This window comes from Mycobacterium sp. SM3041 (genome assembly GCF_039668335.1).
Taxonomy (GTDB): Bacteria; Actinomycetota; Actinomycetes; order Mycobacteriales; family Mycobacteriaceae; genus Mycobacterium.
Window position 1 is genome coordinate 293,564 of sequence record NZ_JAYXBQ010000044.1, and the last position, 19,033, is coordinate 312,596.

The following is a 19,033-nucleotide window of genomic DNA, read 5'->3' on the forward strand; positions in this document are numbered from 1 at the left end:
ACGTACCGGCCGTGCACCTCAGGTCACAGCGGAATCCAGATCGGGCCGAGCCAGAAGCCCCACGCACTGAATCGCGGCTCGAACACCGGGTTCACCCATTGACCGTTGTAGCTGAACGGCTGGTGGTCGAACCGGCCGTCATCGATGCCGCGGCCACGCCAGTCCCGGCCGCGGTCGTCGCGCCAGCCGTCCCGGTCCTGGTGCCAGTCGACGCCGCGCTGCCAGCCGCCACGGTCGTCGCGGTGGTCATCGTGGCCCCAGCATGGTGCGCCCGGCCCGCACCACGGGTCCGCACTCGCTGTCGCCAGCCCGATGCCGAACAGTCCGGCGGCGCCGATGCCGGCTGCCAGGGTGGATGCGGTAACTGCCTGCTTGATCTTCATACCGCTGACGCTATGGCGGTTCGATGGGCGTGCAATTAGCTGTACTTAGGTGTTTGCTGTGCGTGCGTGGGAGCCGGTTTCGCGCGCTGCCTGGAAGACGACGAGACGGCCCACCACGGGATGTGGCGGGCCGTCTCGTGGTCGTCACGATCAGCGGGTGGCGATCACAGCGGAATCCAGATCGGGCCGAGCCAGAAGCCCCACGCGTTGTGGCCGTTGTCCCACACCGGGTTCACCCACTGGCCGTTGTAGTCGAATGGCTGGTGGTCGAAGCGAGCGTCGTCGATGCCGCGGTGCTGCCAGTCGCGGCCCTGGTTGTCGTGCCAGTTGTCGTCACGGCCGACCGGCGCCGCCGGGCCACGGTTGTCACCCGGGCCCCGGTTGTCACCCGGTCCGCGGTTGTCGTGCTGGCCGCACGGCGCGTTCGGCGGGCAGCCCGGGTCGGCGTTCGCGCCGGCCAGGCCGACGCCGAACAGCCCGGCGACGCCGATGCCGGCTGCCAGGGTGGATGCGGTCAACGCTCGTTTGAGGTTCATCGCTGCTCAGTCCTCCTCGTGATGGGTTCGCCATTGAAGTTAGGACCGCCTAATGTGCGCTCACTTTGGCGTCGTTAGGTGTGTGCTGTGTATGCCGCAACGGTTCGGTCACCCGGCGCTGATCGTTGGCTGTGGGGAAGGCGTCCATCTGGGAAGACGTTGGGCGGGAAACGGTTTCGTCGCAAACCGACCGTCGGGGCGTTGTGTGGCGGGCCGGTCGAGTCGGTTGTCCGCGCCGCGCCTGAGTTTGCGGAGGCTGCGTGGTGGCGCTCATCCGTGTTTCACCGGCCGCGCCGGAGGGTGCTGAAGCGGCCGTCCAACCGGCAAAAAGCCCTCGATTTGGGCGGTTCAACCGCCCAAATCGGCCTCCGGGCGCGCGGGCGGTGCACCGACCGGTTCGGCCCGCCACCGACACGCCCGACACGCCGTGACCTGCGAAAATTTTCCTGACAAACCCCGGATGGCGGCCCGAAAATCGGCCGGGCGCGGTACCGGCCGCGCGGCGGTCATCCCACTGAGTGCTCAAAACCCTTGATACGCAGGCAGATCTGTGGCGAAGGTGCCCCGAAACGGGTCTTGCCGAGCTTGCACTTCGCGGCCACCCGGAGCCGCCGTTCGCACTACACGCTGGGGTTTTAGCTTCGTTACCCGGGGGGTGGGGTTAGCGCTTGTCGGGAAGCGTGGGTACGGTCGTCGTCGCTGGCTGGTTCACCCCAGCCGTGACAGAAATTATTTGACGGAGAATCGGAGGAACCCCGTGGCCCTTCCCCAGTTGACCGACGAACAGCGCGCGGCAGCGTTGGAGAAGGCTGCTGCCGCACGTCGAGCACGTGCCGAGTTGAAAGACCGGCTCAAGCGCGGCGGCACCAACCTCAAGCAGGTCCTGACGGACGCCGAGACCGACGAGGTCCTCGGCAAGATGAAGGTTTCCGCTCTGCTGGAAGCTCTGCCCAAGGTCGGCAAGGTCAAGGCTCAGGAGATCATGACCGAGCTGGAGATCGCTCCGACCCGCCGTCTGCGCGGCCTGGGCGACCGTCAGCGCAAGGCCCTGCTGGAAAAGTTCGACTTTTCCTGATCTGACGCAAGACTGACGAGCAGTAGGGGCCGGACGGCGATGAACCGTGTTGTTGTGCTGTCCGGCCCCTCTGCCGTGGGCAAATCCACGGTCGTGCGCTGCCTGCGTGAGCGGGTGCCCGACCTGCATTTCAGTGTCTCCGCCACGACGCGTGCACCGCGTCCGGGCGAGGTCGACGGTGTTGACTACACATTCGTCTCGGCCGACGAGTTCCAGCGCCTCATCGATGACGGCGAGCTGCTCGAATGGGCCGAAATCCACGGGGGACTGCAGCGCTCCGGCACCCCCGCCCGCCCGGTGCGGGAAGCCATCGCCGCAGGTCGGCCCGTCCTCATCGAGGTCGATCTGGCCGGTGCCCGGGCCGTCAAAGAAGCCATGCCCGAGGTGCTGACGGTGTTCCTCGCGCCACCCAGCTGGGAGGCGCTGGAGAGCCGGCTCATCGGCCGCGGCACCGAGAGTGCCGAGGTGCAGGCCCGTCGCCTGGATACCGCGCGGGCCGAACTGGCCGCTCAGGACAGTTTCGATGTGACTGTTGTGAACAGTCAGTTGGAATCCGCCTGTGCAGAATTGGTATCCTTGCTGGTGGGCCGCTGAGCGGTCTGCGCCTTACCGCACAGATATCGCTGATAGCGACACCAATCTTCACACCGAACGCCGGGAGAATCCTTCGTGAGCACCACTGTCGAGAGCATCGACTCCGACGCCGCCATCGCCTACGACACGCCGCTGGGTATCACCAACCCGCCGATCGACGAGCTGCTGGATCGGGTGTCGAGCAAGTACGCGCTGGTCATCTACGCCGCGAAGCGGGCGCGCCAGATCAACGACTACTACAACCAGCTCGGTGACGGCATCCTCGAGTACGTCGGCCCGCTGGTCGAGCCGGGCCTGCAGGAGAAGCCGCTGTCGATCGCCATGCGCGAGATCCACGGCGACCTGCTCGAGCACACCGAGGGCGAGTAAGGCCGCGTAGGCGCCGGACATGGCCGACCGCAAACGCATCGTCGTCGGAGTCGCCGGAGGTATCGCCGCCTACAAGGCGTGCACCCTGGTTCGTCAGCTGAGCGAGGCCGGGCATTCGGTCCGTGTCGTGCCGACCGAGTCGGCGCTCAAGTTCGTCGGCGCCGCCACGTTTGAAGCACTGTCCGGCAATCCCGTGCACACGGGAGTGTTCGAGGACGTCTCCGAGGTGCCGCACGTCCGGTTCGGCCAGCAGGCCGACCTGGTCGTGGTCGCACCGGCGACCGCCGACCTGATGGCGCGCGCGGTGGCGGGGCGCGGCGACGATCTGCTCACGGCCACGCTGCTCACCGCGCGCTGTCCGGTGCTGTTCGCCCCGGCGATGCACACCGAGATGTGGATGCACCCGGCCACCGTCGACAACGTCGCGACATTGCGGCGTCGGGGCGTCGTCGTGCTGGACCCGGCCTCCGGGCGTCTCACCGGCGCCGACAGCGGTGCCGGACGGCTGCCTGAGGCCGAAGAAATCACCACGTTCGCCCAGCTGCTCCTGGAGCGCGGCGACGCGCTGCCCCGCGACCTGGCCGGCGTCAAGGTCGTCGTCACCGCCGGCGGAACCCGCGAGGCCATCGATCCGGTGCGCTTCATCGGCAACCGCAGCTCCGGCAAGCAGGGCTACGCCGTCGCACGCGTGATGGCCCAGCGCGGCGCCGAGGTCACCCTGATCGCCGGCAACACCGTCGGCCTGGCCGACCCGGCGGGCGTCGACGTCGTGCACATCAGCTCGGCAGCCCAGCTGCGGGACGCGGTGTTCAAGTACGTGTCCGACGCGCACGTCCTCGTGATGGCCGCCGCGGTCGCGGACTTCCGTCCCACCGAGGTAGCGACCACCAAGATCAAAAAGACGCACGGCCCCGGCGAAACCGACGGCGCCCCCGTCATCGAACTGACCCGGACCGACGACATCCTCGCCGGCGCGGTGCGCGCCCGCACCGACGGTCAGCTGCCGAACCTGCGCGCCATCGTCGGATTCGCCGCCGAGACCGGCGACGCCAACGGCGACGTGCTGTTCCACGCCCGGGCGAAGCTGCAGCGCAAGGGCTGTGACCTGCTGGTTGTCAATGCGGTGGGGAACGGCAGGGCCTTCGAGGTCGACGTCAACGACGGTTGGTTGCTGGCGGCGGACGGAGCCGAGTCGGCGCTGGAGCACGGGTCCAAGACCTTGATGGCCAGTCGCATCGCCGATGCGATCACGGCTTTCCTGCGCGGCAAGGACGAATGAACATCGCCTGACCGCGCCGCGGGACGGGTTTGCTGTGCAGGGGTACACGACAGTTGTTGGCCGGGCGTGGATATTATGCGCGGACTAAAGTTTTGGAAGGGATTTGCGACGTGAGTGAAGGTCGGCTGTTTACCAGCGAGTCAGTGACCGAAGGACATCCGGACAAGATCTGCGACGCCATCAGCGATTCGGTGCTGGACGCGCTGCTCGCGCAGGATCCCAAGTCGCGGGTTGCGGTGGAGACCCTGGTGACCACGGGTCAGGTGCACGTCGTGGGCGAGGTGACCACCAGCGCCAAGGAGGCGTTTGCCGACATCCCGCTGATCGTCCGGGACCGGATCCGCCAGATCGGTTACGACCACTCCGACAAGGGCTTCGACTACGCCACCTGTGGCGTGAACATCGGCATCGGCGCGCAGTCCCCGGACATCGCCGCGGGCGTCGACACCGCCCACGAGGCGCGCGTCGAGGGTGCCGGCGACCCGCTGGACGCCCAGGGCGCCGGCGACCAGGGCCTGATGTTCGGCTACGCCATCAACGACACCCCCGAGCTGATGCCGCTGCCCATCGCGCTGGCGCACCGGCTGTCGCGGCGCCTCACCGAGGTCCGCAAGAACAACACCGTCGACTACCTGCGGCCCGACGGCAAGACCCAGGTCACCATCGAGTACCGCGACAACGTCCCGGTCCGCCTGGACACCGTGGTGCTGTCGACCCAGCACGCCGAGGGCGTCGACCTGGACAAGACCCTGGCGCCGGACATCCGCCGCCACGTCGTCGAGACCGTGCTGGCCGACCTGGCCCACGACACCATGGACACCTCCGACTTCCGGCTGCTGGTCAACCCGACCGGCAACTTCGTCGTCGGCGGCCCGATGGGTGACGCCGGTCTGACCGGCCGCAAGATCATCGTCGACACCTACGGCGGCTGGGCCCGCCACGGCGGCGGCGCCTTCTCGGGCAAGGACCCGTCAAAGGTGGACCGCAGCGCGGCGTACGCGATGCGCTGGGTGGCCAAGAACGTCGTCGCCGCCGGCCTGGCCGACCGCGTCGAGGTCCAGGTCGCCTACGCCATCGGCAAGGCCGCCCCGGTGGGCCTGTTCGTCGAGACCTTCGGCACCGAGCACTTCGACCCGGCCCGCATCGAGAAGGCCATCACCTCGGTCTTCGACCTGCGTCCCGGCGCGATCATCCGCGACCTGGACCTGCTGCGCCCGATCTACGCGCCGACCGCCGCCTACGGCCACTTCGGCCGCACCGACATCGAACTGCCGTGGGAGCAGCTGGACAAGGTCGACGACCTGAAGGCTTCCGTCTGACGACGATCAAGCGGCGAGGAACGAGCCGCGTTGAGGAGTCAGACAATCAGGCTTCGGTCTAAACCCGTCACGAAGACAAATGCCCCCGCACTGCGGGGGCATTTGTGTTTGATCAGGCGACCGGCTGTGGCTCCAGTCGACGGCTTCGGTACAGCGCCACGGCGACCAGCAGGCTGATCACCGTGAGCGACAGCCAGATCAGCTCCGGCCGGCCGGCATGACGCGCCGTCTCCATCAGCGCACCTGTGGCGAGATTGCCCACCAGGATGCCGATGCCGACGATGGTGTTGTAGAAGCCGTAGTACGTCGCCACCAGCCGCTCGCCGGCCAGGGACACCACGGTGTCCATCTCGAACGGATAGACCGCGGCCGAGCCGACGGCCAGCAGCGCGGCCGTCAGCAACAGCGCCGCCACCGCGGCCGGCAGACCCCATCGGTCATCGGGCACCACGATCAGCGGGACGAACGCCGCCGCGAGCACCAGCACGCCGATGGTCAGCGACTGGACGCGGCCGTAGCGTGCCGTGAACCAGGCCGTGATGCGGATCTGGCCGCCGATGGCCACCAGGCCCGACACCGCGAAAACTGCCGCTACGATGGCCGATTCGTGGTGCGGCGACAGCACGGCGGCGTGCAGCGGCAACGCCAGGTACACCTGGAACGTCACCACGTAGGTGCCCACCATCGACGCCGCGAACAACAGGAAGGGACGGTTGGCGAGCACGGTGCGCCAGTCGTGCAGGACCGAGACCCGTTCGGCGGCAGCGTGATCGGCGTGGTCTTTCGGCAGCGCGAACAGCTGCGCGATGGTCAGCACCGCGAACACCACGGCCGCCATGCCCGCCGTCACCCGGAAGTCCAGCGCCATCAGGGCCAGGCCCACCAGCGGGCCGGCGAGGATGCCGCCCTGATAGAAGACGTTGAACACCGTGAACGCCGCCACCCGCCGGTCGCCGGAGTCCGCGGCCAGGTAGGCCCGCACCGCCGGGTTGAACAGTGCCCCCGCGAAACCGGTTGCCGCCGAGGCGATCAGCAGCACCGGGAGGGACTGTGCGACCGCCAGCAAGCCGAATGCGGCTGTCCGCAACAGGCACCCCGCCACGATCAGCGGCTTGTAGCCGAGCCGGTCGGCCAGCGTCCCACCGACGATGAACATGCCCTGCTGTGAGAAGTTCCGTACCCCGAGCACCAGCCCGACGGCCCAGCCGGCCAGGCCGAGCGGGCCGGCCAGGTACCCGGCCAGGTACGGCATCAGCATGTAGAAGCCGAGGTTGATGCCGAACTGGTTGAGCATCAGCACCCGGCTGGGCCAGCCGAAGCTGCGGAACTGGGTGAGCACCTGCATCACAGTGCCGCCGCGTCGGGCCTGCGCACCGTGGTGCACCGGGTCCACGAATGCACCACGCGCTCGGTGTGGTCGGCGATCACGGCGGGCTCGGCGGGTGGCTCGATGCCGAGCAGGCCGTGCTGGCGGCAGTAGTCGTCGTTGTAGATGGTGTCGAAATACCGTTGCGGCCCATCGGGAAAGATCGCGGCGATCGTGGTGTCCGCGTCGTGGTGGCGTGCCGCCCAACCGGCGACCAGTGCCACCGCGCCGCCGCTCCAGCCGCTGCTGGCGTAGCTGGTCGAGGCCAGCGCCCGGCACGCCCACACCGCCTCGGCGGGTGCCACCCAGTGCACCTCCGAGAACGCGTCGTAGTCGACGTTGTCCGGGTAGATGCTCGACCCCAGGCCGCGCATCAGCCGGCTCTGCGCGGGCTGGCCGAAGATCGTCGACCCGATGGTGTCGACGCCGATCAGCAACAGGTCCGGATTGAACTCGCGCAACACTTTTGCCACCCCGGCCGAATGCCCGCCGGTGCCGACCGAGCACACCAGGACGTCGACGGAGCCCAGTTGCGACTGCAATTCGAGGGCGAGATCGCGGTACGCGTCGACGTTGTCGGGGTTGTTGTACTGGTCGGGGTACCAGGCGGTGGGGTCGCCGGCCAGGATCTGGGCCACCCGGTCGCGCCGGGCCTGCTGCCAGCCGCCGGTCGGGTGCGGCTCGGTGACCAGGTCGATGTCGGCGCCATATGCGGCCAGCATGCGCAGCATCATCGGTTCCATGCCCGGATCGGTCACCAGCGTGACCGGGTGCCCGTACACGGTGCCGGCCAGGGCCAGGCCGAGTCCGAGTGTGCCGCTCGTGGATTCGACGATCCGGGCGCCGGGCAGCAGGTCGCCGCGGGCCCGGCCGCGTTCGACCATGTACAGGGCGGGCCGGTCTTTCATGCCGCCGGGGTTGACGCCTTCGAGCTTGGCCCAGAAGCCGCGGTCATCGGTGGTGAACGGGGCGGTGATCCGCAGCACCGGGGTGCCGCCGACCATGGTGCCGGGCCGGTCGTAGCGGGCCAGCCGGCACGGACCCGAAGCCGGTCGAGCGGTTTTTCTGGGCAGGGTGAGATTGGTCGAATTGTTCATGGGTGCATCACTTTTCGCGTCATGCCGCGGCGCGGCAGCGGGATCGGGCAGCAGACACCGACCAGCCACGAAACGCGGCCGATCTGCGCTGACCGATCAGCGTCGGGAGATGCAGAGCCGGGTCAGGACCGCCCGGCCGGTGTGGATCGCCGCCACCTGACGGGGCGGTCCCCGGCTGGTCACCGGCGTCAGTGCGCACCAGCACACCATCGCGACGCAGACGGCCAGCGCGAGGCCGAGAGCCAGGAGGGTGGAGGTGGACCGGGGAAGGCCGATCATCAGATCCGGGGCCGACGGGATCGAATTGTCGCGCAGGTGTGGATGTTCGGCGGTCACCGACGGCAGCGTGTGGCCCGGTGCCACGAGGACGGGGGCCGCATGGGGATGCGTCGCGGCAGCGGGCTTGATGCCCAGCTGCGTGCCGATCCCGAGGCCCAGCAGCGCGACGAGCAGCAGGATCGCCGCCCGCCATCGCATCGGCCTGGTCGTCACCTTCGCGACTGTACCGACGTTTCAGCGCCTATAGCCGTGCCGATGCCGGCGCATGCGGAAAAGTTACCGGGTTCAAATCACTTTCATATCCGCATCGGCCGGAGACTCAGGCGCTGAACTCGTAGTCGTCGAGATCGAAGCGGCGGCTGCGGACGTAGGCCTCCACGGTGGTGGCGGGCCGTAGCGGCACGTCGCCGTTCTTGTCGAAGTAGTAGCTGTTGGCCGACTGGCAACTGTCCTGCCAGAACACCTGGCGGTGGCGCTTGCGCATCATTTCGTCGAAGTAGCGGTCGTTGGCCTCCTGCGAGACCTCCACCCGGTGCGCGCCAAGCTTTTCCGCGCGCTGCAGACACCGCACGATGTGGTGCGTCTGCGCTTCGATCAGCGCGAAATACGACGAACCCACGTAGCCGTACGGCCCCATGACGGTGAAGAAGTTCGGGAAACCGGGGATGCTGACGCCCTCATAGGCCTGCAGTCGCTGCGTCTCCCAGAACTCGCCGAGGGTGTGGCCGCCCGCGCCCGTGACGGGGAACGTCGGCACGCTGTCGACGTCCATCACCTTGAACCCGGTGGCCAGGATCAGCACGTCCACCTCGTGCTCCTGTCCGTCGGCGGTACGTACCCCGGTCGGCGTGATGCGCTCGATGGATTCGGTTACCAGGCTGACGTTTTCGCGGTTGTACGTCGCGAGGTAGCTGTTGTGGAAACCCGGTCGTTTGCAGCCGACCGCGTAGCGGGGCGTGAGCTTGTCACGCACCACCGGGTCGTGGACCTCGCGGCGCAGGAACGACCGCCCCATCCGGGCCGCGCCGTCCGCCAACGGGAAGACGCTGTAGTACTGCGCCGACAGCGGGAAGGTCAGCTCGACGTAGGCCTGGCTGGCCAGCCGCTGCAGCGTCTTGCCGCCGGGAATGCGCATGGCCCAGCGGGCCGGGGCCGGCAGCGGCAGGTCGAGTTTCGGGAAGCACCAGATCGGCGTGCGCTGAAACACCGTGAGGTGCGCCACGATCGGGGCGATCTCGGGGATCACCTGGACTGCCGAGGCGCCGGTGCCGATGATCGCGACCCGCTTGCCAGTCAGGTCGATGTTGCTGTCCCAGCGGGCGGTGTGCAGCGTGATGCCGGCGAAGTCCTCGACGCCGTCGATGTCCGGTGGCTTGGGCACCGTCAGGACGCCGCTGCCGTTGATCAGGAACCGTGCGGTGACGGTGCCGCTGCTGGTGTGCACGCGCCACAGGGCGGCGTCGTCGTCGTACTCGGCGCCGGTGACCTCGGTGCCGAACCGGATGCGGTCCCGCAGCCCGTACTTGTCGACGCAGTGCTCGGCGTAGGCCTTGAGTTCGTGGCCTTTGGCGTAGGTGCGCGACCAGTCGGCGCTCTGCTCGAACGAGAACTGGTAGGAGAACGACGGAATATCCACGGCGACACCGGGATAGGTGTTCCAGAACCAGGTGCCGCCGGGGCCGGAGCCGGCTTCGAGGATTCGGTAGTGACCGAGCCCGGCCCGGTCGAGCAGGATGCCGGCCCCGATCCCGGAGAACCCGGCGCCGACGATCACCGTTTGGACATCAGGCGTTGTCATGGGTCCATACTTGCGGAAATTCAGGCGTAGAGGGCGGCTTTCAGGGCCGCGAGTCCACGGTTGGTGGCCTCGGTCGCCACCGGCGAAGCCAGGGCGAGGCTGACGAACCCGTGCACCATGGTCGGCTCGTTGCTCAACTCGACCGGAACACCTGCTGCGGCAAGCAGTTTGGCGTACTCGGCGCCGTCGTCGCGCAGCGGGTCGTGCTCGGCGGTCCCGATGTACGCCGGCGGCAGACCTGCCAGCGACTCGGCGTTCGCCGGGGCCAGGTCGGTCGGCAGCGCCGAGGCGTCGCTGAGGTCCATGCCCGGCAGGTACCAGGTCAGGAAGGCCGCCGTCACATTGCTGTTGAGCATGGGGGCGTCGGCGTTCTCGGTGAACGACGGCAGCGTGACATCACCCGTCACCACGGGGTACCAGAGCAGCTGGAACGCCAGCTTCGGGCCGCCGGCGTCACGCGCCCGCAGCGCCATCACCGCGGAGATGTTGCCGCCGGCCGAGTCGCCCGCCACCGCGAGGCGCGCCGGGTCGCCACCCAGTTCGGCGGCATGCGCGCCGACCCACTGCAGCGCCGCCCAGGAATCCTCGATGGCGGCCGGGAACGGGTGCTCGGGCGCCAGCCGGTACTCGACCGACACGACGATGGCGCGGGCGCCGACGGCGTGGGCGCGCGCCACATGGTCATGGGTGTCCAGGTCGCCGATGGCCCAGCCGCCGCCGTGATAGAAGACCACGACGGGCAGCGGTCGGGTCTCGCCGTCGATGGGCGGCCAGTAGATGCGGACCGGAATCTGGCCTGCCGCACCGCAGTCGAGCGTACGGTTCTCGATCCGCAGGTCCGGCAGCATCGCCGCGGGCGGCCGCATCGCGGCGATCTTGGCGCGCGCCACTTCGACACCGTCGTCGATGGTGAACTCCAGTGGCACGGCGTCCAGGAGGGCTTTGAGGATCGGGTCGATACCAGGCCGAGTGTCCGGCGTCACATCTGATGTCATGCCTCAGGCTAACGCTGCCTTCAGCGCGGCGATTCCGCGGTCGGCCGCCTCGGTCGTCGCCGGCACCACGCCGTGGTACCCGAGGTAGCCGTGCACCAGGGTCTCGGCGTTGTGCACCTCGACGGAAACCCCGGCCGCGGTGAGCATCTCGCCGTACCGGATGCCGTCGTCGCGCAGTGGGTCGTATCCGGCGACGGCGATGTAGGCCGGGGCCAGCCCGGCCAGCGACTCGGCACGCGCCGGGACCAGGGCGGCCGGTGGGTTCCGCAGGTCGACGCCCGTGGCATACAGCAACGAGAAACCGCCGACGGCGTCGCGGCCCAGGACCGGGGCGTCGGCGTTCTCGGTGAAGGACGGCAGCGACGTGTCCCAGGTGGTCGCGGGGTACCACAGCAGCTGGGCGCGCAGCGCGATGCCGGCATCGCGGGCCAGCTGCGCGACCACCGCGGCGAGATTGCCGCCGGCCGAATCACCAGCCACCGCAAGACGATTCGGGTCACCGCCGATCTCGTCGGCGTGGGCGGCCACCCACTGCGTCACGGCCCAGACGTCGTCGACGGCGGCGGGGAAGGGGTGCTCGGGAGCGAGCCGGTAGTCCACCGACACCACCACGGCGCCGGCACCGGCGGCGTGCAGGCGGGCGGTGCCGTCGTAGGTGTCCAGATCGCCGACCACCCAGCCGCCGCCGTGGAAGAACAGCACCACCGGCGCCGACGGTTCGACGTCCGCGGGCCAGTAGACGCGCACCGGCACGCCGTCGATGACGCGGTCCTCGGCGCGGACCTCCGGGAACACCGCCTTGCGGGGCAGCTCACGGAACCGGGCCCGGGCGGCTTCGACGCCACCGTCCATGGTCAATTGGAACGGAACCGCTTCCAGTACCTTTTGCAGAATGGGATCGAGCGGGGGACGCGCAGTGTCCGACATGAGTTCACCGTACGCACCGCGCCGGCGGCTGTGGCTGGCGGCCGCCGTGATCGCCGCCGGCTATGGCATCTTCCTCATCGCGACGGCGCTGCGGTTGCCGTCGGGCGCCGACCTGATCGGCCAATTCGCCCTGCAGCCCGCGGTCAAGGCACTGCCCGCGCTGCTGCTGGCGGCGGCCGCGGCGAGCCATCCGATCGTCCGCGAACGCAACTGGCTGGTCGCCGCACTGGTGTTCTCGGCCGGTGGTGACTTCCTGCTGGCCGTGCCGGGCTGGCCCATGGGATTCGTCTTCGGGCTCGGCTCGTTCCTGATCGCGCACCTGTGCTTCCTGGCCGCCCTGCTGCCGTTGGCCCGCCGCACGCCGGCGGCCACCGCCGGCGCCGCGGTCCTGGTCGTCATCTGCATCGGGCTCATCGTCTGGTTCTGGCCGAGCCTCGTCGCGCAGCAGATGACCATCCCCGTCACCGTGTACATGGCGGTGCTGGTGGCCATGGTGTGCACGGCACTGTTCGCCGACCTGCCGACCCGCTGGACCGCCCTCGGCGCGCTGTGCTTCGCGGTGAGCGACGGCATGATCGGCATCAGTAAGTTCGTGCTCGGTGACGAGACGCTGGCGGTCCCGATCTGGTGGGCCTACGCCGCGTCGTTGCTCCTGATCACCGCTGGATTCTTCGCCGGCAGGACGGTGTCGGCCGCGTCTGCTACACCGGCTGCGTGACCGTCACCAGACAGCAGGCCGAGCACGAGCCCGTGGCTCGGGTGCTGCCCATGCTGTCGGTGCCGCATCTGGACCGCGAGTTCGACTATCTGGTGCCGGCCGACCTGTCCGACGACGCCCAGCCGGGCGTGCGGGCCAAGGTCCGGTTCAACGGCCGCCTCGTCGACGCCTTCATCCTCGAAAGGCGTTCGGACACCGACCATTCGGGCAAGCTGGGCTGGCTGGACCGGGTGGTCTCGGCCGAACGGGTGCTGACCCCGGACGTGCAGCGCCTCGCCGAGGCGGTGGCCGCCCGGTACGCCGGCAGCCGGCCCGATGTGCTGCGCCTGGCCATCCCGCCGCGGCATGCCACCGTGGAGAAGCAACCGCCGCCGGAGCTTCCGCCGTTCGTTGCGCGCGACGTCGACGCCGGCGCCTGGCAGCAGTACGGCCGCGGCGAGCAGTTCCTCGAAGCGCTTGCCGAGGGCCGGGCCGCGCGCGCGGTGTGGCAGGCGCTGCCGGGGGAGGACTGGGCCCGGCGGCTGTGCGAGGCGGCGGCTGTCGTCGTCAACGCCGGCCGCGCGGCACTGCTGATCGTGCCGGACCAGCGCGACGTCGACGCCGTCCACGCCGCGGCGCTGACGCTCGTCGACGAGTCCCGGGTCGTGGCGTTGTCCGCCGGCCTCGGCCCGTCGCAGCGCTACCGGCGCTGGCTGTCGGTGCTGCGTGGTCAGGCCCGGCTCGTGATCGGCACCCGCAGCGCGGTGTTCGCCCCCGTCGCCGACCTCGGGCTCGTCGTCGTATGGGACGACGGCGACGACTCGCTCGCCGAACCGCGTGCGCCGTATCCGCACGCCCGCGAGGTCGCCATGCTGCGGGCGCACCAATTGCGTTGCGGCGCAATCATCGGCGGCTTCGCGCGCACTGCCGAGGCGCAGGCCCTGGTCCGCAGCAAGTGGGCGCACGACCTGGTGGCGGGCCGCAGCGTGGTGCGCGCCCGGGCGCCACGCGTCGTCGCGCTCGACGACGATGCCCACACCCACGAACGCGACGCCGCCGCCCGCACCGCGCGGTTGCCGTCGATGGCCCTCGGCGCGGCCCGGGCGGCGCTGAGTGCCGGCCGGCCCGTGTTGGTCCAGGTGCCGCGCCGCGGCTACGTGCCCGCGCTGGCCTGCGGTAAATGCCGGACCATCGCGCGGTGCCGCCACTGCACCGGTCCGCTGTCGCTGCCGGACCGCGACACCGTCGGCGCGGTGTGCCGCTGGTGTGGCCGTCAGGACGTCGCGCTGCGCTGCGGCCGGTGCGGTTCGGACGCGGTACGCGCGGTTGTGGTCGGGGCCCGGCGCACCGCCGAGGAGCTGGGCCGGGCCTTCCCGGGCGTTCCCGTCGTCACCTCCGGCGGGGACGCCGTCGTGACCGAGGTGCCCGCGCGCGCCGCCGTCGTGGTGGCGACCCCGGGCGCCGAACCGCGGGCCGACGGCGGTTACGGCGCGGCGCTGTTGCTGGACGGCTGGGCGCTGCTGGGCCGCCAGGATCTGCGTGCGGCCGAGGACACGCTGCGCCGGTGGATGTCGGCAGCGGCCATGGTGCTCGACCGCGCGGCCGGGGGCACCGTCGCGGTGGTGGCCGAATCGTCGATCCCGACGGTGCAGGCGCTGGTGCGCTGGGACCCCGTCGGGCACGCGGAGTCCGAGCTCGACGGCCGTACCGAGGTCGGGCTGCCCCCCGCGGTGCATCTCGCGGCCGTCGACGGCGTCCCGGAGGCGGCGGACGCGCTGCTGGAGGCCGCCGCCCTGCCGCCCGATGCCGAGGTGCTGGGTCCGGTCGACCTGCCGTTCGGTGCCCGTCGTCCGCCCGGAGTGGACCCGGACGCTCCCGTGCACCGCATGCTGGTGCGGGTCTCGCGTGATCGCGGGCTGGTCCTGGCGGCGGCCTTGCGCCGGGCGACCGGCGTGCTCTGCGCCCGCCACGATCAGACGCCGGTGCGGGTGCAGATCGATCCGCTGCACATCGGATGAGTAGGTTCGGCCGCTGCACAAGTAGCCTGGTGGATCGTGCGTATCGTCTTCGCCGGAACCCCGGAACCCGCGCTGCCGTCGTTGCGTCGGCTCATCGCGTCGCCCCGCCACGAGGTGGTCGCGGTGCTGACCCGTCCTGACGCGGCCTCCGGTCGCCGCGGCAAGCCCGCGCCGTCTCCCGTCGCGGAACTTGCTCTGGCCGAAGGCATTCCGGTGCTGCGTCCGGCCAAGCCCAACGAGCCCGAGTTCGTCGCCGAACTCGCCGCGCTGGCCCCCGACTGCTGCGCCGTCGTCGCCTACGGTGCGCTGCTGCGCGACGAGCTGCTGGCGGTGCCCCGGCTGGGCTGGATCAACCTGCACTTCTCGGTGCTGCCGGCGTGGCGCGGCGCCGCCCCGGTGCAGGCCGCCATCGCCGCGGGCGACGAGGTGACCGGTGCCACCACGTTCCAGATCGAACGGGCCCTGGACTCCGGGCCCGTGTACGGCGTGCTTACCGAGGCGGTGCGGCCCATCGACACCGCGGGCGACCTGCTGGCCCGCCTGGCCGACGCCGGCGCCGGTCTGCTAGAGACGACGCTCGACGGTGTCGAGGACGGCGAGCTGACCGCGGTGCCGCAGCCCACCGACGGCGTGACGATCGCACCCAAGGTGACCGTTGAGGACGCGCGCGTGCGCTGGGAGCTGCCCGCGCACGTCGTCGACCGCCGCATCCGCGCGGTCACGCCGAATCCGGGTGCCTGGACCGAGATCGGCCACCTGCGGGTGAAACTCGGACCGGTGGTCCCGGTCGAAGCAGAACCGTTGGCGCCCGGCGTAATTCGCGTGCAGAAATCCGGCGTGCTGGTCGGCACCGGCAGCACTCCGGTGCGCCTGGGCCTGGTGCAACCGCCGGGGAAGAAACTGATGAATGCGGCGGACTGGGCGCGCGGTGCCCGGCTGGACGAAGGTGTGGTGGCCCGGTGACCGAACGGAGCGGACGAGGCGGACGGCAGGGCCGGCCGAACAACCAGGGACGTACCGGCGGCCACCGGCAGCCGGCGGCCCGGGCACAGGCCCCCCGCGGCCCGCGCCGCAAGCCGCTCGATCCGGCCCGCCGCGCCGCGTTCGACGTGCTGCGCGCCGTATCGCAGCGCGACGCCTACGCCAACCTCGCGCTGCCGGCCATCCTGCGCGAGCGCGACATCACCGGCCGCGACGCGGCCTTCGCCACCGAACTGACCTACGGCACCTGCCGCTGCGTCGGGCTGCTGGACGCGGTGATCGAGAGTGCCGCCGGGCGGCCCACCGACCGGATCGACCCGGTTCTGCTGGATCTGCTGCGGCTCGGCGCCTATCAGCTGCTCCGCACCCGCGTCGACGCCCACGCCGCGGTGGACACGACCGTCGAGCAGGCCGGCATCGAATTCGATTCGGTGCGTGCGGGTTTCGTCAACGGCGTGCTGCGCGCCATCGCGAGCAAGGACGAGGCCGCCTGGGTCGCCGAGCTCGCGCCGTCGGCCGCCGCCGACCCGATCGGCCACACCGCGTTCACCCACGCGCACCCGCGGTGGGTGGCGCAGTCCTTCGCCGACGCCCTCGGCGCCGACGCGGGGGAACTCGACGCGATGCTCACCAGCGACGACGAACGCCCCGTCGTGCACCTCGCGGCCCGTCCCGGGGAGATCAGTGCCGAGGAGCTGGCCGCGGCGATCGGCGGCGACGTCGGCCACTTCTCGCCGTACGCGGTGTACCTGCCCGGCGGCGACCCCGGCCAGCTGGACCCGATCCGCGACGGCCTGGCGCAGGTGCAGGACGAAGGCAGCCAGCTGGTGGCCCGCGCACTGACCGAGGTGCCGGTGGAGGGCAACGACAGCCGGTGGCTGGACCTGTGTTCGGGTCCCGGCGGCAAGACCGCGATGCTGGCGGCCATCGCCGCGCAGTGCGGCGCCACGGTGACCGCCGTCGAGCCGACGGAACACCGTGCCGATCTGGTGGAGCGCAACACCGCCGGCATGGGGGTCGAGGTCCTCCGGGTCGACGGCCGCGAGTCTGGCCTGGCGCCCGGATCCTTCGACCGCGTCCTGGTCGACGCCCCGTGCACCGGTCTGGGCGCGCTGCGTCGCCGGCCCGAGGCGCGGTGGCGCCGGCAGCCGTCGGACGTGCCCGGCCTCGCCCGGCTGCAGCGCGAATTGCTTGCTGCCGCAATCAAACTCACCCGCCCGGGCGGCGTGGTGCTGTACGCGACCTGTTCGCCGCACCTGGCCGAGACCGTCGGGGTGATCGCCGACGCGGTGCGCCGTCAGCCGGTCGAACAGATCGACACCCGCCCGCTGTTCGCGCCGGCGGACCGGCTGGGACCCGGACCACATGTGCAGTTATGGCCACATCGGCATGGCACCGATGCGATGTTCGCGGCCGCGCTCAAAGTAGTCTGACCGCCATGGCAGGACCACTGATCGCCCCGTCCATCCTTTCGGCCGACTTCGCCCGGCTCGCCGACGAGACCGCGGCGGTCGAGGGCGCCGACTGGCTGCACGTCGACGTCATGGACAACCACTTCGTCCCCAACCTGACGCTGGGTCTGCCGGTCGTCGAGAGCCTGCTGAAGGTCACCGACATCCCGATGGACTGCCATCTGATGATCGAGGACCCCAAGCGCTGGGCTCCGTCGTACGCCGAGGCCGGCGCCTACAACGTGACCTTCCACGCCGAGGCCACCGACGACCCGATCTCCGTCGCCCGCGACATCCGGGCGGCCGGCGCCAAGGCGGGCCTGAGCGTCAAGCCCGGCACCCCGATCGAGCCCTACCTGGAAATCCTGCGTGACTTCGACACCCTGCTGGTGATGTCGGTCGAGCCGGGCTTCGGTGGCCAGAAGTTCATCGCCGAGGTGCTGCCGAAGGTGGCGCTGGTCCGCAACCTCGTCGACTCCGGTGAGCTCACCCTGGTCGTCGAGATCGACGGCGGCATCAACGACGACACCATCGAAGCCGCCGCCGCGGCCGGCGTGGACTGCTTCGTCGCCGGCTCCGCGGTGTACAACGCGGCGGATCCGGGTGCCGCGGTGGAATCCCTGCGGCGTCAGGCCGCGGCCGCGTCACCGCATCTGGTGCTGTGACGCCGGAGGCCATCGAAGCGGCCATGCGGCTGGCCATCGGCCAGGCCGACGCGGTCAAAGGCACGACGTACCCGAACCCTCCGGTCGGCGCGGTGATCCTGGACCGTGACGGCGAAGTGGCCGGTGTCGGCGGGACCCAGCCGCCGGGGGAGGCGCACGCCGAGGTCATGGCGCTGCGGCGGGCCGGTACCCGGGCCGCGGGCGGCACCGCCGTGGTGACGCTCGAGCCGTGCAACCACCAGGGCCGCACCGGCCCGTGCGTGGACGCACTGCTGGACGCCGGGGTGGCGGCCGTGGTGTTCGCCGTGGCCGACCCCAATCCGGTGGCCGCGGGCGGCGCCCAGCGGCTGACCGATGCCGGTGTGACGGTGTCCTCGGGTGTTCTCGCCGACGAGGTCAGCGGTGGACCGCTGCGGGAGTGGCTGCACCGTCAGCGCACCGGCCGACCCCATGTGACGTGGAAGTTCGCGGCCAGCCTCGACGGGCGCAGCGCCGCTGCCGACGGCACCAGCCAGTGGATCACGGGCCCCGCCGCCCGGGCCGACGTGCACCGGCACCGCGCGGCAGCCGACGCCATCGTCGTCGGCACGGGGACGGTGCTGGCCGACGACCCGACACTGACCGCCCGCCTGTCCGACGGCACCCCGGCGCCCCGTCAGCCGCTGCGGGTGGTGGTCGGGGAACGCGAAATCTCGTCGGAGGCCAACGTCCTGAACGACGATTCCCGGACCATGGTGATCCGGACGCACGATCCGCTCGAGGTGCTGCAGGCGCTGTCGGACCGCACCGATGTGATCCTCGAAGGCGGGCCGACGCTGGCCGGGGCATTCGTCCGGGCGGGACTCGTGGACCGGATTCTGGCGTATCTGGCGCCGACGCTGCTGGGCGGACCCATCACGGCGATCGACGACGCCGGGGTGTCGACCATCTCGCAGGCCCGCCGCTGGCGTTTCGACGGCGTCGAGACCGTCGGGGCCGACGTGCGGCTCAGTCTCGTGCCGAACTGATTGCTCGGGCGCTTCCAGCGAACTTTTCGCGCCGTGCGCGGCGGTTCGGCGCGGGAGTACGGGCGGGTCTGAAGGCCTGAACTGATTCCCGATCGTGGCTGAGATGTGCGATTCACCGTGACGCTCAATGTGAGTGGGCTCACCGCGGCCCATCTTTAGTTTTGCTAATCGTTACCACTTCGAGATCAACGCCGCGA

At 70.4% G+C, this 19,033-nt stretch carries 19 protein-coding genes; 11 read left to right on the plus strand and 8 right to left on the minus strand.

The window, feature by feature from the left end; genetic code table 11:
• Positions 1 to 23 precede the first annotated feature (23 nt).
• Together VXD91_RS13605 and VXD91_RS13610 are read right to left on the minus strand one after the other, a co-directional pair.
• Positions 24 to 383: a hypothetical protein gene (locus VXD91_RS13605; protein WP_212811548.1), complete on the minus strand. Its 360-nt coding sequence runs from the start codon at positions 381 to 383 to the stop codon at positions 24 to 26.
• A gap of 164 nt (positions 384 to 547) precedes the next feature.
• The gene (locus VXD91_RS13610; protein ID WP_212811547.1) at positions 548 to 919 is read right to left on the minus strand and encodes a hypothetical protein; all 372 of its coding nucleotides are present in this window, start codon (positions 917 to 919) and stop codon (positions 548 to 550) included.
• Between the two features lie 757 nt (positions 920 to 1,676).
• On the opposite strand from VXD91_RS13610, the gene mihF reads away from it, so the two are divergent.
• From mihF to metK, 5 genes are all read left to right on the plus strand, one after another.
• Positions 1,677 to 1,994, plus strand: coding sequence for an integration host factor, actinobacterial type (gene mihF, locus VXD91_RS13615; protein ID WP_011894593.1), 318 nt, complete (start codon positions 1,677 to 1,679; stop codon positions 1,992 to 1,994).
• Between the two features lie 39 nt (positions 1,995 to 2,033).
• Positions 2,034 to 2,588 carry a guanylate kinase gene (gene gmk, locus VXD91_RS13620; RefSeq protein WP_090562820.1) on the plus strand — a complete coding sequence of 185 codons (555 nt, stop codon included), beginning with the start codon at positions 2,034 to 2,036 and terminating at the stop codon, positions 2,586 to 2,588.
• Positions 2,589 to 2,663: 75 nt separating this feature from the next.
• Positions 2,664 to 2,957 (plus strand): DNA-directed RNA polymerase subunit omega, encoded by a 294-nt coding sequence (rpoZ, locus tag VXD91_RS13625; RefSeq protein ID WP_020101623.1) that lies wholly within the window; start codon positions 2,664 to 2,666, stop codon positions 2,955 to 2,957.
• A 19-nt stretch (positions 2,958 to 2,976) separates the two neighbouring features.
• On the plus strand, positions 2,977 to 4,236 hold the full coding sequence (coaBC, locus tag VXD91_RS13630) for a bifunctional phosphopantothenoylcysteine decarboxylase/phosphopantothenate--cysteine ligase CoaBC (protein WP_212811545.1): 1,260 nt from the start codon (positions 2,977 to 2,979) through the stop codon (positions 4,234 to 4,236).
• Positions 4,237 to 4,346: 110 nt separating this feature from the next.
• Positions 4,347 to 5,555, plus strand: coding sequence for a methionine adenosyltransferase (gene metK, locus VXD91_RS13635; protein ID WP_212811544.1), 1,209 nt, complete (start codon positions 4,347 to 4,349; stop codon positions 5,553 to 5,555).
• A 112-nt stretch (positions 5,556 to 5,667) separates the two neighbouring features.
• Here metK and VXD91_RS13640 read toward each other — a convergent pair whose 3' ends face one another.
• From VXD91_RS13640 to VXD91_RS13665, 6 genes are all read right to left on the minus strand, one after another.
• Positions 5,668 to 6,900 (minus strand): MFS transporter, encoded by a 1,233-nt coding sequence (locus VXD91_RS13640; RefSeq protein ID WP_346415697.1) that lies wholly within the window; start codon positions 6,898 to 6,900, stop codon positions 5,668 to 5,670.
• Positions 6,900 to 7,925, minus strand: coding sequence for a PLP-dependent cysteine synthase family protein (locus tag VXD91_RS13645; protein WP_346415698.1), 1,026 nt, complete (start codon positions 7,923 to 7,925; stop codon positions 6,900 to 6,902). Before VXD91_RS13645 ends, VXD91_RS13640 begins: the two co-directional genes overlap by 1 nt.
• Before the next feature lie 189 nt (positions 7,926 to 8,114).
• Entirely contained in the window at positions 8,115 to 8,510 is a 396-nt protein-coding gene (locus VXD91_RS13650) for a hypothetical protein (RefSeq protein ID WP_346415650.1), read from the minus strand.
• 106 nt (positions 8,511 to 8,616) lie between these two features.
• The gene (locus VXD91_RS13655) at positions 8,617 to 10,095 is read right to left on the minus strand and encodes an NAD(P)/FAD-dependent oxidoreductase (protein WP_346415651.1); all 1,479 of its coding nucleotides are present in this window, start codon (positions 10,093 to 10,095) and stop codon (positions 8,617 to 8,619) included.
• Positions 10,096 to 10,115: 20 nt separating this feature from the next.
• A complete protein-coding gene (locus tag VXD91_RS13660; protein ID WP_318984549.1) occupies positions 10,116 to 11,090 on the minus strand; it encodes an alpha/beta hydrolase in 975 nt (324 codons plus the stop codon).
• A gap of 3 nt (positions 11,091 to 11,093) precedes the next feature.
• A complete protein-coding gene (locus VXD91_RS13665) occupies positions 11,094 to 12,017 on the minus strand; it encodes an alpha/beta hydrolase (protein ID WP_346415653.1) in 924 nt (307 codons plus the stop codon).
• Here VXD91_RS13665 and VXD91_RS13670 point away from each other — a divergent pair.
• Genes VXD91_RS13670 through ribD form a run of 6 tightly spaced genes read left to right on the plus strand, consistent with a single transcriptional unit; the run spans position 12,016 to position 18,836 of the window.
• A complete protein-coding gene (locus tag VXD91_RS13670) occupies positions 12,016 to 12,735 on the plus strand; it encodes a lysoplasmalogenase (RefSeq protein ID WP_346415654.1) in 720 nt (239 codons plus the stop codon). The two genes, VXD91_RS13665 and VXD91_RS13670, sit on opposite strands and share 2 nt — an antisense overlap.
• On the plus strand, positions 12,732 to 14,732 hold the full coding sequence (locus VXD91_RS13675; RefSeq protein WP_346415655.1) for a primosomal protein N': 2,001 nt from the start codon (positions 12,732 to 12,734) through the stop codon (positions 14,730 to 14,732). Before VXD91_RS13670 ends, VXD91_RS13675 begins: the two co-directional genes overlap by 4 nt.
• A 36-nt stretch (positions 14,733 to 14,768) precedes the next feature.
• The gene (gene fmt / locus VXD91_RS13680; RefSeq protein WP_346415656.1) at positions 14,769 to 15,695 is read left to right on the plus strand and encodes a methionyl-tRNA formyltransferase; all 927 of its coding nucleotides are present in this window, start codon (positions 14,769 to 14,771) and stop codon (positions 15,693 to 15,695) included.
• Positions 15,692 to 17,146, plus strand: a complete 1,455-nt coding sequence (locus VXD91_RS13685; RefSeq protein ID WP_346415657.1) for a transcription antitermination factor NusB — start codon at positions 15,692 to 15,694, stop codon at positions 17,144 to 17,146. The genes fmt and VXD91_RS13685 overlap by 4 nt, the downstream gene beginning before the upstream one ends.
• A 5-nt stretch (positions 17,147 to 17,151) precedes the next feature.
• Entirely contained in the window at positions 17,152 to 17,829 is a 678-nt protein-coding gene (rpe, locus tag VXD91_RS13690) for a ribulose-phosphate 3-epimerase (protein ID WP_212811532.1), read from the plus strand.
• Entirely contained in the window at positions 17,826 to 18,836 is a 1,011-nt protein-coding gene (gene ribD / locus VXD91_RS13695) for a bifunctional diaminohydroxyphosphoribosylaminopyrimidine deaminase/5-amino-6-(5-phosphoribosylamino)uracil reductase RibD (RefSeq protein ID WP_346415658.1), read from the plus strand. The genes rpe and ribD overlap by 4 nt, the downstream gene beginning before the upstream one ends.
• The last annotated feature ends 197 nt before the right edge of the window (positions 18,837 to 19,033 follow it).